At 61.6% G+C, this 16,557-nt stretch carries 15 protein-coding genes; 8 read left to right on the top strand and 7 right to left on the bottom strand.

Features of this window, described 5'->3' with window-relative positions; all coding sequences use genetic code 11:
* Window positions 1-183 precede the first annotated feature (183 nt).
* Window positions 184-1,665: an MDR family MFS transporter gene (locus tag AKL25_RS03270; protein ID WP_050476223.1), complete on the top strand. Its 1,482-nt coding sequence runs from the start codon at window positions 184-186 to the stop codon at window positions 1,663-1,665.
* A gap of 50 nt (window positions 1,666-1,715) precedes the next feature.
* On the opposite strand, the gene AKL25_RS03265 is transcribed toward AKL25_RS03270, so the two are convergent.
* Window positions 1,716-2,060: a hypothetical protein gene (locus tag AKL25_RS03265; protein WP_157050466.1), complete on the bottom strand. Its 345-nt coding sequence runs from the start codon at window positions 2,058-2,060 to the stop codon at window positions 1,716-1,718.
* Window positions 2,061-2,261: 201 nt separating this feature from the next.
* Here AKL25_RS03265 and AKL25_RS03260 point away from each other — a divergent pair, with 201 nt between their 5' ends.
* Window positions 2,262-2,732 carry a cupin domain-containing protein gene (locus AKL25_RS03260; protein WP_050476221.1) on the top strand — a complete coding sequence of 157 codons (471 nt, stop codon included), beginning with the start codon at window positions 2,262-2,264 and terminating at the stop codon, window positions 2,730-2,732.
* A gap of 93 nt (window positions 2,733-2,825) precedes the next feature.
* Here AKL25_RS03260 and AKL25_RS03255 read toward each other — a convergent pair whose 3' ends face one another.
* Complete coding sequence (locus AKL25_RS03255; protein WP_338034463.1) at window positions 2,826-3,110, bottom strand: hypothetical protein; 285 nt, start codon at window positions 3,108-3,110, stop codon at window positions 2,826-2,828.
* Between the two features lie 197 nt (window positions 3,111-3,307).
* Here AKL25_RS03255 and AKL25_RS03250 point away from each other — a divergent pair, with 197 nt between their 5' ends.
* A complete protein-coding gene (locus AKL25_RS03250) occupies window positions 3,308-4,273 on the top strand; it encodes a GlxA family transcriptional regulator (protein ID WP_050476219.1) in 966 nt (321 codons plus the stop codon).
* Between the two features lie 129 nt (window positions 4,274-4,402).
* Here the strand turns inward: AKL25_RS03250 and ilvD are convergent, their stop codons facing one another.
* Both ilvD and AKL25_RS03240 read right to left on the bottom strand, forming a co-directional pair.
* Window positions 4,403-6,265: a dihydroxy-acid dehydratase gene (ilvD, locus tag AKL25_RS03245; protein WP_050476218.1), complete on the bottom strand. Its 1,863-nt coding sequence runs from the start codon at window positions 6,263-6,265 to the stop codon at window positions 4,403-4,405.
* A 194-nt stretch (window positions 6,266-6,459) separates the two neighbouring features.
* Window positions 6,460-7,566, bottom strand: coding sequence for a zinc-binding metallopeptidase family protein (locus AKL25_RS03240; protein ID WP_050476217.1), 1,107 nt, complete (start codon window positions 7,564-7,566; stop codon window positions 6,460-6,462).
* A 342-nt stretch (window positions 7,567-7,908) separates the two neighbouring features.
* On the opposite strand from AKL25_RS03240, the gene AKL25_RS03235 reads away from it, so the two are divergent.
* Both AKL25_RS03235 and AKL25_RS03230 read left to right on the top strand, forming a co-directional pair.
* On the top strand, window positions 7,909-8,955 hold the full coding sequence (locus AKL25_RS03235; RefSeq protein WP_050476216.1) for a hypothetical protein: 1,047 nt from the start codon (window positions 7,909-7,911) through the stop codon (window positions 8,953-8,955).
* A gap of 240 nt (window positions 8,956-9,195) precedes the next feature.
* Window positions 9,196-10,233, top strand: coding sequence for a GlxA family transcriptional regulator (locus AKL25_RS03230; RefSeq protein WP_050476215.1), 1,038 nt, complete (start codon window positions 9,196-9,198; stop codon window positions 10,231-10,233).
* A 5-nt stretch (window positions 10,234-10,238) separates the two neighbouring features.
* Here the strand turns inward: AKL25_RS03230 and AKL25_RS03225 are convergent, their stop codons facing one another.
* Window positions 10,239-11,237, bottom strand: a complete 999-nt coding sequence (locus AKL25_RS03225) for an SLAC1 anion channel family protein (RefSeq protein WP_050476214.1) — start codon at window positions 11,235-11,237, stop codon at window positions 10,239-10,241.
* A 384-nt stretch (window positions 11,238-11,621) separates the two neighbouring features.
* On the opposite strand from AKL25_RS03225, the gene AKL25_RS03220 reads away from it, so the two are divergent.
* Together AKL25_RS03220 and AKL25_RS03215 are read left to right on the top strand one after the other, a co-directional pair.
* Window positions 11,622-12,383: a hypothetical protein gene (locus AKL25_RS03220; RefSeq protein WP_083444559.1), complete on the top strand. Its 762-nt coding sequence runs from the start codon at window positions 11,622-11,624 to the stop codon at window positions 12,381-12,383.
* A gap of 153 nt (window positions 12,384-12,536) precedes the next feature.
* Window positions 12,537-13,496 (top strand): GGDEF domain-containing protein, encoded by a 960-nt coding sequence (locus AKL25_RS03215; RefSeq protein ID WP_050476213.1) that lies wholly within the window; start codon window positions 12,537-12,539, stop codon window positions 13,494-13,496.
* A gap of 26 nt (window positions 13,497-13,522) precedes the next feature.
* Here AKL25_RS03215 and AKL25_RS03210 read toward each other — a convergent pair whose 3' ends face one another.
* Together AKL25_RS03210 and AKL25_RS03205 are read right to left on the bottom strand one after the other, a co-directional pair.
* Window positions 13,523-14,632: an alkene reductase gene (locus AKL25_RS03210; protein ID WP_050476212.1), complete on the bottom strand. Its 1,110-nt coding sequence runs from the start codon at window positions 14,630-14,632 to the stop codon at window positions 13,523-13,525.
* A gap of 121 nt (window positions 14,633-14,753) precedes the next feature.
* Window positions 14,754-15,578, bottom strand: coding sequence for a helix-turn-helix transcriptional regulator (locus AKL25_RS03205; RefSeq protein ID WP_050476211.1), 825 nt, complete (start codon window positions 15,576-15,578; stop codon window positions 14,754-14,756).
* A gap of 167 nt (window positions 15,579-15,745) precedes the next feature.
* On the opposite strand from AKL25_RS03205, the gene AKL25_RS03200 reads away from it, so the two are divergent.
* Window positions 15,746-16,477, top strand: a complete 732-nt coding sequence (locus AKL25_RS03200) for a cysteine hydrolase family protein (RefSeq protein WP_050476210.1) — start codon at window positions 15,746-15,748, stop codon at window positions 16,475-16,477.
* The last annotated feature ends 80 nt before the right edge of the window (window positions 16,478-16,557 follow it).

Genomic DNA, 16,557 nt, shown 5'->3' with positions numbered 1-16,557 from the left:
CAGCCGGCATCGCCGGCGCCTCCAGGTTTGCCGCCGCTCCGCCGCCGTTGATGCCCCTGCCAGCACGTTTCCCCCAGACGCGGCATAATGCCCGACACCAGCCACCCATCCGACGGTCGCCATTGCACCGAACGACGCCGCCCACGCTGCGGTGAATCAGGCAGCCATCTCTATACCGACACCATGTCCGAATCCATTCAATCCAAACGCCACCTCGTCATCGCTGCGGTGATGGCTTCCATGGCAATGGTCGCGCTTGAAGCGACCATTGTCGCCACCGCAATGCCGCAGATCGTCACCCAACTCGGCGGCTTGCATCTGTACAGCTGGGTCTTCTCGTCATTCCTGCTCACGCAAACGGCGATGACGGTGGTGTTCGGCAAGCTCTCCGACCTGTACGGCCGCAAGCCGGTGATGCTGGCCGGCATCGCCATCTTCCTGCTCGGCTCGGTGCTGGCGGGCTTTGCCTGGTCGATGCCGGCGATGATCGTGTTTCGCCTGATCCAGGGCGTCGGCGCCGGCGCCATCCAGCCGGTGTCGATGACCATCGTCGCCGATCTGTATCCGGCGCGCGAACGCGGCAAGGTCCAGGGTTACCTGGCCAGCGTATGGGCGATTTCTGCGGTGCTGGGCCCGCTGGTCGGCAGCCTGATCATTCACGACATGTCATGGGCCTGGATTTTCTGGCTGAACGTGCCGATCGGGTTGGCGGCGGCGGTCGGCTTTGTGGTGTTCCTGCGTGAAGGCGACAAGCATGAAAAGCCCTCGCTCGACATTCCCGGCGCCGTGCTGTTCACGGCGGCGATCGGCGCGCTGATGTTCGCGCTGACCGACATCGGCGCCTCCAATACGGAACATGCCGTGATCGAACTGGCGATCTTCATTGCCTGTACCGTGCTGTTCGTCTGGCAGGAACGGCGCGCGGCCGATCCCATGATTTCATTCAGCATCTGGGCCCATCGTCCGATTGCGGCGTCGAATTGCGCCACGGTATTCGTGGGCATGGCGATGATGGGATTGACGACCTTCCTGCCGATGTATGTGCAGGGCGTCCTGCATCGCACGCCGGTGGTCGCCGGTCTGGCGCTGACCATGATGATGGTCGGCTGGCCGCTCGGTGCGACCACCACGGCCAAGTCGCTGCATCGCTTCGGCCTGCGCCAGCTGATGGTGTTCGGCAGCGGCGTGATTCCGCTGGGCGCGCTGTTCTTTGTATTGCTCACACCCGACAGCTCGCCGCTGCTGGCCGGTATCGGTTCGCTGATCATGGGGCTGGGCATGGGCATCGCCAGCGTCAGTTCGCTGGTGCTGATCCAGGAAATCGTCGAACCGCGCCAGCGCGGCAGCGCGACGGCGTCGAACCTGTTCTCGCGCAATCTGGGCAATACCCTGGGCGCGACGCTGTTCGGCGCAGTGCTCAACTACGGCCTCGCGCATGCGCCGGGCTCAGTCCCGGTCACCGCCGACCAGATCAAGCATCTGCTGGATACGCAAACCGGCGGCGGCTTGCAGAATGCGCTGGTGCAGGACGCCTTGCATCATTCGCTGCACATTACCTTCGTGATGATGTTTGTGATTGCGATCGCGGTGCTGCTGGCCGCGATGGTGGTGCCGCACATTTCCCTGCGCCGCAACGTGCAGGTGTCGCCGCACGAAAACCTCTGATATAGCCGGTAGTAGGCCTGTCAGCCGTCACGGCTGGCAGGCCGGTTTCTTCAGTCCCCTCTTTCCGCATCCAGCGCCGCCCGAAAACAGAGCCCTGCCAGGACGACGGCCGCAATCGCCAGCACGTAGGCCAGGTTTTCTCCCTGAAACAGATTGTGCAGCTTGCGCTTGTACGCCGCGACAATGAGAGCGGGCGTGCCGCCATATCTCTGCAGCCCATCGACGTCCTGCTTCGACTCTTCACTTTGATAGGCCTGGCCGCCGACCAGGCGGTACTGCGCCGAGGCGCTCTCGCCGGCCTTGCTCTTGACCAGATAAGCGCCGGCAAAACCGGCGATGAGAATAACGACGCCCAGTGCGAACCACAACCTGAACGCTGAAGAACTTCTTTGCATGCTTGCTTCCTTTTCCATATGGCCCCCGGGAGGGAACCCCGCAATTGCTACGGAAAGAAATTTATCACCGATCGGGGGAATAAGTGTGAGGCATGCCATGGCGATACCGTGTAAATTGTGAGCCAGTGGCCGTGTTGCGATCACTCCCACCTGCATGAAGCATTCGCACAATCCGACATGATTAAAACAAAAGGAGCCTATATGCGTCAAAACATCATCGTTCTCTCGATTGCCGTTGTCAGCGCATTCGCGGCAGGAATCGCAGTATCGCCATGGGCGCAGCACGCGATTTCCACAGCGCATGCGGAACAGGCGCCCCTGGCGCCGGCGGTGATCGATCTCAATGCGATCACCCATGCCATGCTGCCGAAAACGCCGTATCCCGAATTGAACTCCAGGACGCTGGTCAATACGGAAAACGCCACGATCAATCTTCAGTCGGGCAACGTCAACAAACACATCCACGCCAAGACCGACGAGATCCAGTACATCATCGAAGGCAGCGGCTCGATGTGGGTGGGCGGCGAGCTCAAGGAATTCAAGCCTGGCACGCTGATCGTCATCCCCAAGGGCACGCCGCATGCCGGCGCCGTCGTCGCCAGCGGACCGGTCAAGGCTCTGGCGATCAAGATCCCGCCTCAGGGCAAGGACGATATCGTGTTTGTCAACTAGACATCACCATCCGGCTCTTCAGGCGAAGCTCTGAGGGCCGGCAGCGGCGAAGGCCTGGCCCCGGGCCTTCGCTCACGCCTTTCCGCCTGCGAACTACTGGCCCTGGATCAGTATGCCCAGCGGCGCCAGCGGACCGACCGGCATCAGCTCGAAAGTCATCAATCCGGCGACCGTCAGCGGCAGTGCATCCACTGCTGCCTTGGCCTGTTCGAGCGACTCGACGTTCATGAGAAAGATCACGCCGACTGCATTCTCGCGCAGCCAGAATTGCTCGATCTTGCCGTCGAGATAGAGCGTGAGCGTGGCGGGCACTTCCTTCGGCATGATCTGCTGCCGCTGTTCAGGGGTGGGTGCTTGAATGATTGTTCCGATTGCCATGACCTTCATGATGAATCTCCGTTTCAAAGTGCGGGATGGATGACGCGGCCTGAGAATAGTCTCTCAAGCCGAAAACTCACACAGGCGTAAACGACAGTTTTCATATCATTCACGACAGGTGCGATTGAGGCTCAGTGTAGACCTCCGCCGGCAAAATCCGTATAGTCGTAAGCGACAACTTCAAGGTCATTTACGCCATGCGCATTTCCATCCTCGCCCTCGACGGCGTGTTCGATACCGGACTCACAGTCGCGCTCGACACGTTCACGCTCGCCAATAAATTCGCCGCCATGCAAAGAAGCGGCAAACCCGCTTTCGAGATGTCCATCGTCGGCATGCGCAAGAAGGTGCGCTCCGGCCAGGGGCTGATCATCCCGGTGCAGGGGGTGACGGAAAAATTGAAACCGGACTGGGTCATCGTGCCGGCGCTCAATACCGGCACGCCTGAAGTGCTGGTCCCGGCGCTCGAACGACGCGATGTGAAACAAGCCAAGCAGCAACTGTTGCAGTGGCATGCCGACGGCGCGCAGATCGCCGCGTCCTGCATCGGCACGTTTCTTCTGGCGGATGCCGGACTGCTCGATCATCAGGAGGCAACGACAACCTGGTGGCTGGCGCCGCTGTTCCGGCAACGCTATCCGCGCGTCTTGCTGGACGAGTCGCGCATGCTGGTGCCGTCGAAAGTCGGCGTGACCGCAGGGGCGGCGATGGGCCATCTCGATCTGGCGCTGTGGCTGGTGCGCAAGGCCAGCCCGGAACTGGCGGCCCTCGTTTCACGCTATCTGCTGGCCGACATCCGCTCGCTGCAAGCGCCTTACATCATCCCTAATCACCTGGCGCAAGCCGACCCTCTCATCTTGCGTTTCGAACGCTGGGCGCGCGATCGTCTCAAGCAGGGATTTTCGCTGGAGGCAGCGGCGGACACGCTCGCAGTCAGTCCGCGGTCATTGCAGCGGCGCTGCCAGGAGGTCCTCGGAAAATCGCCGCTGGCCTACTTCCAGGATCTGCGCGTGGAGCGCGCGCAGTCGCTGCTTCACGGCAGCGGCCTCGATCTCGACGCCATTGCGGCGGAAGTCGGTTACGCCGACGGCGCGACATTGGGCACGCTTTTGCGTCAGCGGCTGGGACGCGGCGTGCGGGATCTTCGCACTGATCTGCGCTGACAGTTTGGAATTGAGAAGCGAGGGAGAAAGACGATGGTTCGCGAGGAACCATGGCGGCATGGGACGAGGTGTCTGCCCGTGCCGGAAACACGCTCCGGCACGGGCAGGTGCTGACTTAAGGACCAGCGATCAGCGCTTCAATTGCGACAGGTCGCGCACCGCGCCGCGATCGGCCGAGGTGGTCAATGCGGCATAGGCTTGCAGCGCTTGCGAGACCACGCGCTCACGGCCCTGCGGCTGCCATGCATCGTGGCCGCGTGCTTCCATCTTGACACGGCGTTGCGCCAGATCTTCGGCGGCAACGCGCAGGTTGATGGTGCGGGCCGGGATGTCGATGTCGATCATGTCGCCCTCTTCCACCAGGCCGATGGCGCCGCCTTCGGCCGCTTCCGGCGACGCGTGGCCGATCACGAGGCCCGAGGAACCGCCGGAGAAACGGCCGTCGGTGAACAAGGCGCACGCCTTGCCCAGGCCCTTGGACTTGATGTACGAAGTCGGGTACAGCATCTCTTGCATGCCCGGGCCGCCCTTCGGACCTTCGTAGCGAATGATGACGACATCGCCGGCATGCACAGTGTCGCCGAGGATGCCTTCGACGGCGGCGTCCTGGCTCTCGAACACGCGCGCCTTGCCGGAGAACTTCAGGATGCTTTCATCCACGCCGGCGGTTTTGACGATGCAGCCCTTTTCGGCGATGTTGCCGTACAGGACTGCGAGGCCGCCGTCCTGCGAATAGGCGTGTTCGCGGTCGCGGATGCAACCGAGGCTGCGGTCGAGATCGCCGTGTTCGTAACGCTCGGCCTGCGAGAACGCAGTCTGCGACGGCACGCCGCCCGGCGCTGCGCGGAACAGCTTGTGCACGGCGGCATCGCTGCTGACGCGGATGTCGTATTTCTCGATGGCTTCGCCCAGGGTCTTGCTGTGCACGGTCGGCAGCGAGGTGTCGAGCAGGCCGGCGCGCGCCAGTTCGCCCAGGATGGCGACGATGCCGCCGGCGCGGTGCACGTCTTCGATGTGGAACTTGTCGGTCATCGGCGCGACCTTGCACAGGCAGGGCACCTTGCGCGAGATGCGGTCGATGTCGGCCATGGTGAATTCCACCTGCGCTTCGTGCGCGGCGGCCAGCAAGTGCAGCACGGTGTTGGTGGAGCCGCCCATGGAGACGTCCAGCGCCATGGCGTTTTCAAATGCGGCCTTGCTGGCGATGCTGCGCGGCAGGACCGAGTAATCGTCCTGCTCGTAGTGGCGCTTGGCCAGCTCGACGATCAGGCGGCCGGCGCCGAGGAACAGTTCCTTGCGGTCGGCATGCGTCGCCACGATGGTGCCGTTGCCCGGCAGCGCGAGACCCAGCGCTTCGGTCAGGCAGTTCATCGAATTGGCGGTGAACATGCCGGAACAGGAACCGCAGGTCGGACAGGCGGAGCGTTCGATTTCGGCCACGTCGGCGTCCGACACGGTGGAGTCGCCGGCCTTGATCATGGCGTCGATCAGGTCGAGCTTGATGACCTTGCGGTCGTTGTTGACGACCTTGACCACCTTGCCCGCTTCCATCGGACCGCCGGAGACGAACACGACAGGAATGTTCAGGCGCATGGCGGCCATCAGCATGCCGGGGGTGATCTTGTCGCAGTTGGAGATGCACACCATCGCATCGGCGCAGTGCGCATTGACCATGTATTCGACCGAGTCGGCGATCAGGTCGCGCGACGGCAGCGAGTACAGCATGCCGCCGTGGCCCATGGCGATGCCGTCGTCGACGGCGATGGTGTTGAATTCTTTCGCGACGCCGCCGGACGCTTCGATCTCGCGCGCCACCAGCTGGCCCAGGTCCTTCAGATGGACGTGGCCCGGCACGAATTGCGTGAACGAGTTGACCACGGCGACGATGGGCTTGTCGAAATCGCCATCCTTCATGCCGGTAGCGCGCCACAGTGCGCGGGCGCCCGCCATGTTGCGGCCTTGGGTGGTGGTACGGGAACGATAAACTGGCATGTGGGTGTCTCCTCAGAGCAGCGAACGAAAACGAACGCCAAAAATGAAAGCGGAAAATGGAAGCAGCAGGGTGCCGTTTTCGTTACCAGTTGTCCAATATATAATTGGCTGCCCTGTGATTCGTATTGCATATCACCGGATATGCCTGCCTCCGCTCATTTCTGCGTCCTCTCCGCTTCACCCCATCAACTCTTTCATCCGCCTTCCCCATGTGCGCACTGCATCACGATGCCGTGCACGAACTTCAGCTTCTCCAGCACCGGCGTCGACAAGGTGAAGGGATATGAATCGGGCATGCCGATGCTGCGGTTCAGGCTGTTGAGCACGTAGGTCAGCGCAAACCATTCGCTGATCAGCTCTTCGAATGAGGCCGCATCCACCGGTGAGGCGCCGATAGTCAGTTTTTGTTCGCTGCGGTTCTTGGGGCGTAGCTGCACGCCGCAGGAATAGGCGGTCTCCAGCGTATCGAACATGTGCAGATAGTGGGCCCAGGTTTCCGCCCAGTCTTCCCACGGATGGCTGCCGGCATAGACGCTGACGAACTGCCGGTTCCAGTCCGGCGCTGCGCCGTTGTCATAGTGGCGTTGCAGGCTCTCGGCGTAGTTGACGGTTTCGTCGCCGAACAGCTGGCGGAAGGCATCGATCCTGCCCGTGCCGGCGATCAGGCGGTCGAAATAATAGTGGCCGCTCTCATGCCGGAAATGACCAAGCAGGGTGCGATACGGCTCCGCCATTTGCTCGCGCATCTTCTCGCGATACGCCGGATCCGCTTCCGCGATGTTGATCGTGATGACGCCTTCGGCATGGCCGGTCAGGACGCGCGGTCCGTGCGGCACGTCTTCCAGAAATTCAAACGCGAGACCGGCCTGGCTATCCTCGGGCTTGGGCACAGGCTGCAAATGCAGGGTCCAGAGCGTATGCAGCAGGCGGCGCTTCGCCACTTCCAGACGCCGCCAGAGAATGCGATTCTGATCGACCGCCAGCGAGGGAATGACCGTGGTCAGCCGGCAGGATGCGCAAAACGCGTTGTCGTCGCCGGCGTCGATCATCCAGTTGCAGACGTCTTGCTGGGAAAAGTTGCTGCATTGCCGGAAGCTGCGCCCCTGATTGACCGGATTGATGCTGCGCCAGCGCAGCGCGCCGGCATCGTCGCCGTCCGCCACCGGTTCATCGTCTTCCGGGGTGAAGCTGCTGACGACCTGGAGCTCCGGCTGATAGCCGAGCAACCAGCCGCAGTTTTCGCAGCGCTTGTTTTCAAAGAAAACCTGGCGCGCGCAATTGTCGCAATGGAACGTTTTCATGCCTTGTCCTGTTTTTGCCAGCGTAGTTACACAAGTGCCGCCGCTGCGGTGTGTGCTGCGAGTGCAGCATCGTGGAGATGCATCATGACAGACTCCCGCGACCGCCATCTTGTTCCGGCGTTGTCCGGCAAACTTCACTCACTCGTCCCGGCCGGGCGCGACCTGGCATCCGCCGCCGCGCTTACCGCAAGTCCTACGAGATGTCCCGCCATCGTCCTATGGTCCGGAAGTTTCGGCACCGGTACATTTTCCTTGTCTTGACGCAAGACAAGAACCAATAAACCGTTCAATAGCGCAGGCCTTGGCCTGTGCTCTGCGGCGTGTCAATCACAGGAGACCACCATGCTACATCGTACTTTGCACGACCCCGACATCGAGGCGGGCGGATCCGCCTCTTCAGGCGTGTCCTGGGGCGCCATCATCGCGGGCGCATTTGCCGCCGCGGCGTTGTCGTTCATTCTGGTGATCCTGGGCTTCGGCCTGGGATTGTCATCCGTATCGCCGTGGTCGGGCAGCGGACTCAGCGCTCAGACTATCGGCTATTCGACGGTGGCGTGGATCACCTTCACACAGATCGCCGCCTCCGCGATCGGCGGCTATATCGCCGGCCGGCTGCGCGTGAAGTGGGCCAACGTGCATACCGATGAAGTCTACTTTCGCGACACCGCGCATGGCTTCCTGGCGTGGGCGGTCGCCTCGCTTGCCACCGCCGCCTTGCTGAGCAGCGCAGTCGGCAGCGTACTGTCCGGCGGCGCCAAGGTTGCCGGCTCGGCCGGTGCAGCAGTAGCAACCGTCAGCGCTGCAGGTGGTGCAGCGATGGCCTCCGATGCCAACAATGCGAACGGCAACGCCGCAGACGGCATGTCGGCCTATTTCATCGATACGCTGTTCCGCCCGGCCGCGGGTTCGGCACAGACCGGTGCGCCTGCTGCGCCCGGCTCGGATGCAGCGCCTGCGGTCGCACCGCTGGCTGATGGCCGCGACAATGCTGTCTCCGCCGTCACGCCTGCACAACGCGCCGAAGTCATGCGCATCTTTGCCAACGCCCTGCGCACCGGCGCCTTGCCTGACGCAGACAAGAGCTACGTCGCCCAGGTCGTCGCAAGACGCACCGGCATGAGCCAGGCCGATGCCGACAAGCGCGTCGCCGATACGTACGCCACCTACAAGAAGAACATCGACGATGCGGCCCTGAAAGCCAAGGATGCCGCCGACTCGGCCCGCAAGGCAGCAGCCTACGGCTCGCTGTGGATGTTCGTGGCCCTGCTGTGCGGCGCCTTCATCGCCAGCTTTAGCGCCACCTATGGCGGCCGTCTGCGCGACCGCGTTGTCTTCACCGCCGTGGGACCGCGCGTCACCGATTCCACCGAACCCGTCACCATTTCCTAGGAGATCACCATGCCGGCCATTCTGCTCTGGTTACTGGGCGTACCTATTCCCGTCATCATCCTGCTGGTGCTGCTGCTGCACTGAGTGCCACGCAACAACAAAAAAACCGCGCCGAACCAGGCGCGGTTTTTTTATGCCGCCATGCATCCGGCTGCATTTTGATGCACTATGCTTCATCCTTGCACGCTGCGAACATGGCGCATCTCCAACGCACGCACAATAAGAAAAAGGAAAGACAGAATGAAACTGACCCTGGTGGTTTTCGACGGCGTGCAGGCGCTCGACGTGGCCGGTCCTCTGGACGTATTTGCCGAGGCCAATCTGCTGCTGCCCAAAAAAGACCATTACGAGATCACGCTGGTGGGCGAACGCCCAGGCAGCGTCATGTGTTCCAGCGGCATCGAATTCAAGGTCCACGTCGACTATCCGAATTTTCACACCGAGAGCGAGCTGCTGCTGGTCGCTGGCGGCCCGCGCGTGCCGGATTACCGGCCTGATCCGGCGTTCATGGACTGGCTCAATGCGCGCGCGTCCAAGGCCGTGAAATTCGGCGCGGTCTGCAATGGCGTGTTCCTGCTGGGACACGCCGGCTTGCTCGCGGGCCGGGAAGTGACCACGCATTGGGATCATGCCGAACGGCTTGCCGCCCGGTTCCCGGAGCTGAATGTCAGGCCGGACAAGATCTTCGTGCGCGACGGCAACCTGTTCACCTGCGGCGGCGTCACTGCCGGCATCGACCTGTGCCTGGCGCTGGTGGCCGAAGACTGGGGGCACGACCTGGCGGTGAAGGTGGCGAAGCGCCTGATCGTCTACATCCGCCGCGACGGCGGGCAATCGCAATACAGCCCTTATCTGGCGGTCGGCCCGGATGAAGACTCGCTGGTGGCCAGGGTGCTCAGACACGTGACCGACCACATCAGCGAAGCCTTGACCATCGAGGATATCGCCGACGCCGTGGGCGTCAGCCGCCGCACCTTCGCGCGCGCCTTCGCCAAACATGCGCAGGTCACGCCCTCGGTGTTTGTGGAGCAGGTGCGTATCGATTTCGCCCGCAAGCTGCTGGAAGAAACGGATGTGCCGCTGAAGACGGTCGCCTTCCGCTGCGGTTTTCACAACGCGACGCAGATGCGGATGATCTTTTCGCGCCGGCTGCAGACCACCCCAAAGCTGTATCGGGAGCGCTTCCGTGCAGACGACGTTCCCCAGGTCAAAGTGGTCGCGCTGGCGCCGAAGAAAAAACCTCCCGCCACCTTGCGGGCCGCCAAATCTGCCCGCTAGTCCCGTCAGGCGGTCAGCAGGCGGCCGGTGAACAAGCCGTGCAGCGTACGAAACGCCAGCACCGCAATCGATACCGTGAGCAGGAATAACAATGCTGCCGCGATCAGCGCCAGACCTGTTCCGCCGACTGCGCCGGCGTAGATGAACGCGGCATTGGTCAAGGCCGCCATCGGAAAGCCGATCGCCCACCACGACGGCGAGAACGCTGCCGGTTTCACCATCAGGCGATAGAAGATGATCACGAACAGGAACAGCCCGAAGTAAAACAGCAGCGACGCAAACATGTCGACTCTTTGCACCAGATTTACATAAGCGATAAAGCCGACGCTGAACGGCGCCATCAAGATCATCTTCGACGGCCGCATGCCGTCCGCCAGCGGATCGTGATGAATCAGCCGGGAAAAGATCAGGATGAAAAAGACGATGGCGCTGATGCTGCCGACGGCTGCGGCAAGCAGGTTGACCTGATACGCCCAGCCTTCCATGAAGGCGCCGCCGCTGACCACGATATCGAGGCTGCCGACGCCGGCGATCAGCCAGGCCGGCATGACGGTCGCGGGCGCGGCATTGCCGTTCAGCATCCGGGAAATCATGACGACGCTCAGCACCAGCGTCAGGACCGTGCCGATGATCCAGACGACCAGCTGCGCCGAGGCGCTGTAGCTGCCGATCACGCTCGACAGCAGCAGGATGCTGATGCTCACCGTGCCGAAGAAACTGGCGATGACGGGATGTGTGAATTCCTGTTTCACGAGTTCAGGATGTTTGATGAGCTTGCTCAGGTAAGACAGGCTAAGGATGACGAACATCGCCAGCGCGATCATGCCGATGGCCTGCGATATGGCAAGGTCGGCGAGATCGGCGCCATACGCCTTGTGGGCCAGACGCCAGGCCAGCGAGAGCCCGGCGACACTCATGACCGAGCCGAACAGGCTGACGGGCAAATAACGGACAGACGGTTGCGCGCGGGCAGCGATGGCGCGACTCGGATGGAACGATTCCATGACAACTCCATTGATTGAGTAAATGAATTCGCCACTGGACGACTTGCGCCGGTCGCTGCGGACCGGCATGTGAGGCATCTGACGCATGTAAATACGCGCCCTGTGGCTGGACGCTTTTGATTCTGCCCGAGCGCTTGCGGCTTGTGAGCGCTCTTCCCCCGCTTGTCCCCAAACGATGCTGAGTTGTCCCTAAAGCGAGCAAGCCGTCGTGACGATTCGCCACAAACCGGTCATGAAAAAAGAAAAGTGCCTGCGGGCACGAACGAGCATCACCGCGTACGACCACGGCGATGCATCTTCTCCGCAACAAATACGGGTTCCGGGGTATGCTGTAAAAAATGACAGCATAAGCGCCGAAACCGGGAAAACAGGGGGGGAATTCCGATGCAGAGAACGCAGCTGCTCGTCGCCGCGAAAGCCGTCGCCATGGCGTTGGTCTTTCTCGTCGGCGCGCTCGCCGGCAGGCGCGCCGACGCCGCCACCGGTTACTACCTGGTGTCGGTCTACAGCGCCGAAAACGAGATCTCCGTCGACTACAAGTACTGGAACGCCAAAAGAAACGGCGCCGCGCCGCTGGGTTCTCCCGAAATCGGCATCGGCTACGGCGTCACTTCGCGCTGGTACACCGAGGTCTACGGCACCTATACGCAAACTGCCGCGCAAGGCACCCAGTTCAGCAGCCTCAACTGGCAAAACGATGTCCTGCTGACGCAGGGACAATACTGGTTCGACCTCGCCATCCACACCAATATCGAGCAGTACACGCGCCGCGACGGCTACGGCCTGGAATGGGGACCGGTGTTCCAGACCGAGGTCTGGCGCACCCAGCTCAACGCCAACGTGTTCCTGCAACGCGACTATCGCACTGCCGGCAGCAACAACGCCACGCAGCTGGTCTATCAATGGCAGGTGCGGCAACACTGGAAGCCGCTGCTCAACTTCGGCCTGCAGGGTTTCGGCGAACTGGGCCGCTGGGATAACTGGAACAGCACCGCCACCCAATCGCATCGCGCCGGCCCGGCGCTGTTCGGCACCTGGCATCTGGAAAACGGACACAAGCTCCTGTACGAAACGGCCTATCTGATCGGCAAGAACTCCGGCCGTTCGGCCAAGAGCTTCACGATGCGCGTGCAATATGCCTTCTGATTTTCATTGCTTGCTGGCATGAAATAACGCATAGAAACGCGCATGAAAAAAACCAAGCGCGTTACCGCAAAAGAACACCCGGCGTTAGCCGATTGACATCGATACACGACGCGGATTACGCTGGACGAAACGCTGCCAACCGGAGATGTCGGCATGACCTTGCTCAAATCCCAACCAGCCACGCTCCTGAAAGTCATGGAGCATCACATCCAGTTTACGGAAAACGGCATTGCCGTCTTCGACGCGGAAGACCGCTTCATCTTTCACAACCACGCCTTCGACTGCATCTTCGGCCTGGACGCCGCCGCCATGGACGGCTGGACGCAAGACGACTGGCTGACCTGGATGTATGTGCATCGGGGCGGCGTCAACATCGAGTGGGATTCGCTTGAATCCTGGCTGGCCTATGTGCATCGCGTGTCGCGCTCCAAACCGTTCCGGCGATTCGAGACGGATCTGATGGATGGACGATGGCTGCTGGTCAGCGAGCAAACCTATCCTTCCGGACATCTGGTTTTGCACTTCGCCGACATCACGCTGCAGAAGAAGACCGAGATGGAATTGAAGGAAGCCATCGCCAAGATCGAACACATCGCACAGACCGACGAACTCACCAATCTGCCCAACCGGCGCCATATCCTGAGCCGCTTCCATGAAGAGCTGCTGCGCTCGGCGCGCTACAAGCATGAGTTCTGTTTCGGCATTCTCGACATCGACCATTTCAAACTGGTGAACGACAAATACGGCCACCCGGTCGGCGACGAGGTGCTGCGGCATTTTTCCAGGTTCTTGCGCGAGCATCTTCGCTCGCAGGACATGGTCGGCCGGTTGGGCGGAGAAGAATTCGCCGTCCTGTTTCCGGAGACCAAGCTGGACGATGCCTTGCTGGTCCTGAGCCGGATCAACGAAACCTTGCGCAAAGAAAAGCTCGTGCAGATCGCGCCGGATTTCACCTATAGCTTTTCCGGCGGGCTGGTGTCGACGGAACCTGACCTGATGGAAGACTGCACCCTGCTCATGGCGAAAGCCGACAAGGCGCTTTATCAGGCCAAGAACGGCGGGCGCAACCGGGTGCTGCGGTATCAGGACGATTCCCTGATCAGTATTCCCTGATCAGCGCTCTCCGTTGTGAACACCGGTCAGGCGGCCTGATCCTCCTGATTTTCCTGATGATAGGGATAGTCCGTGTAGCCCACGGACGTTCCGCCCCAGAATGCCGAGCGGTCGTAGTGATTGAGCGGCAACTTGTACTGCAGGCGATAAGGCAGGTCGGGGTTGGAGGCGAAGAAGCGGCCGAAGGCCACCAGGTCGGCATCGCCTTTTTGCAAAATGGCTTCCGCACCTTCGCCGTTGAAACCGCCTGCCGCAATAATCGGTCCCGTGAATACCTTGCGCAGAAACTCGGATGCAACCGGCTGCTGATGTTCATCGATGGTTTCCACGCCTTTGACGCGCGGTTCGATGATGTGCAGATAGGCCAGGCCGAATTTGTTGAGCTGCTGCGCCGCGTAGGTAAAGGTCGCTTCGGGATTCGAATCGGAGATCGATCCCCACTGCCCGCTCGGAGAGAGCCGCACGCCGACGCGATCGGCGCCCCACACCGACACCAGCGTCTCCACCAGTTCGAGCATGAAGCGCGCGCGTTTTTCGATGCTGCCGCCATAGGCGTCGGTGCGCTTGTTGGTGCCGTCCTGCAGGAAGGTGTCGGACAGATAGCCGTTGGCCGAATGCAATTCAACGCCGTCCAGGCCGGCCGCCTTGGCGCGCTCGGCAGCTTTGCGGTAGTGGCCGATCACCAGCTGGATTTCGTCAATGTCGATGGCGCGATGCGGCGACGCAGGAACCCAGCCCTTGTGCGTCAGGACATCCGTTTCAAACGGCACTACCGACGGCGCAATCGGCAGCGGTCCGCCGGTCAGGTCGACATGCGACTGGCGGCCGTCATGTCCCAGTTGCATGAACAGGACACCGCCCTTGGCGTGGACGGCGTCGGCGATCTTCTTCCAGCCGGGGATGTGCGCATCCTCGTAGATCCCGGGCGCGCCCAGATAGCCGCGGCTGTCGTAGGAGACATGCGTCGACTCGGTGATGATCAGGCCGCCCTGCGAAGCGCGCTGGCGGTAGTACTCCAGCATCAGCTCGCTGGGGCTGTCGTCGTCGTTGGCGCGCAGGCGCGTGGTCGGTGCGTGCACCACACGATGTTCAAGTTGGTAAGGGCCGAGTCGGAACGGCGAAAAAAGTGTGGACATGAAAATGCTCCCGGATGGATACAGGCGAATCGCTGTTGTAGCCATGGTAGGGATGCATGCGACTGGGATAAAGAGGCCGCAGTTCCTGACATTCAGGACAAATACGTCATCAATCGCCCGTTTACTCGCGAGCCGTCTTCAGCCATTCCGACGGCGGCATGCCGAACTGGTGGATGAAGCTACGGGTAAAAGCGGCCTGCGAGCTATAGCCTATCGTCGCGGCGATGACTTTCATCTGCACGCCTTGCTGCAGCAGATCCTGCGCCAGCCGCATGCGCCATGCAGTGACATAGGCGATCGGCGACAGGCCGAGCATTTTTCTGAAGCAGGCGGAAAATGCCGAGCGCGACATGTTGGCCAGCTGTGCCAGCTCCTCCACGGTCCAGTCGCGCTCGGGCTCCCGATGGATGGCAGCGAATACTTCCGCCAGCCGGCCGTCGAGCATGGCGAACAAAATCCCGCCTTTGATTTTTTCGTCTTCGACGGCCTTGCGGATCAGCAGGATCAGGATGTATTCAAACAGGACGTTCAGCGCCTTGTTGCGTCCCGGCGCGCCGCTGCCGAACTCCGCGATCAAGGTCGACACGATCGCTTGCACCGGCCCCAGCTGATCGAAGGGAAAGATCATGGTTTCGGTCACGCCGAGCGGAAAGGTGCTGCCCATGCTGGCGCCGAATTCGAAGGAGCCGCAGATGAGGCGCGCGCCTTCGCGCCTGTTGGCGCGCAGCTGATAGCGGCAGGTGCTGGGACATAGCAGGAGACTGGGCTGGTGCACCGGTATGGTCGGCATACCGCGCCGGACCAGATCGATGCCGCCTTCTTCCAGGATATGGATGAAGGCGGTCCCCGGCGCGCGGTCTAGGGTCAGCGTGCCGTCCACCTTGCCGGCGTAAAACAACTGGCCGCGCAAGTGGATGCGCTCAAAGAATTCGGAAAGCATGTCCATTCTGGATGCCGGGGTAAATAACTCGTACGTTGGGAGAAAAGCGGCGTAGCGGGGCGACATATGCTCAACACCGTTCTGCAGCCGTCGCATGTTACGCCTCATCGGCCGGCGATGCAGACACATCGATGCTGCTTCTACCACGTCCATCCACTTTCGGGAATCACACCATGAGTTCGAACGCCTCCGCTGTCACCAACAACATTTCGCCTTACGCCGATCCTGTCAACCCCGCCCTGCCGGTGCCGGACATGCAACTCGACCTGTCGCGCACCGCGCTGGTCGTCATCGATCCGCAGATCGATTTCCTGAGTCCGCAAGGCGTGACCTGGGGCATCTTCGGCGAGAGCATCGTCGAGCACGACACCGTAAAACACATCGGCCAATTATTCGCCGCCGCCAAGCAAGCCGGCATCGTCGTGGCCGTGTCGCCGCATTACTATTACCCGGTCGATCACGACTGGGATTTCGGCGGCCCGCTGGAACAGGTCATGCATAAGGTCGGCATGTTCGACCGCAAGGGACCGCTGACGCTGGACGGCTTCCACGGCTCGGGCGCCGACTTCATGCCGGAATTCAAGCCCTACATCCTCGACGGCAAGACCATCATCGCCTCGCCGCACAAAGTCTACGGCCCCGAGACCAACGACCTGACGCTGCAACTGCGCAAGAAGGGCGTCACGCAAATCGTGCTGGCCGGCATGGCGGCCAACCTCTGCGTGGAATCGCATCTGCGCGAATTCATCGAGCAAGGCTTTGAAGTCGCCGTGGTGCGCGACGCCACCGCCGGACCGAAGCTGCCCGACGGCGACGGCTACCTGGCGGCGCTGGTCAACTACCGCTTCCTCGCCCATGCTTTGTGGACCACGGAAAAAGCCGTGGCGTCGCTGATAAAAACCTGAGCGCCTGGCTTGCCCGGAGCAAGGCGCGCCGGTGCGCCTTGCCCCAGCGTCTGCTCTTGCTTCTGCTTTTGTTTTTACTT

Origin of the sequence: Herbaspirillum rhizosphaerae, from assembly GCF_001189965.1 — a bacterium.
In the GTDB taxonomy this organism is placed as follows: Bacteria; Pseudomonadota; Gammaproteobacteria; order Burkholderiales; family Burkholderiaceae_D; genus Herbaspirillum; species Herbaspirillum rhizosphaerae.
The sequence above is the reverse complement of the archived record's forward strand: the minus strand, read 5'-3'. Positions and strand labels throughout refer to the sequence as shown.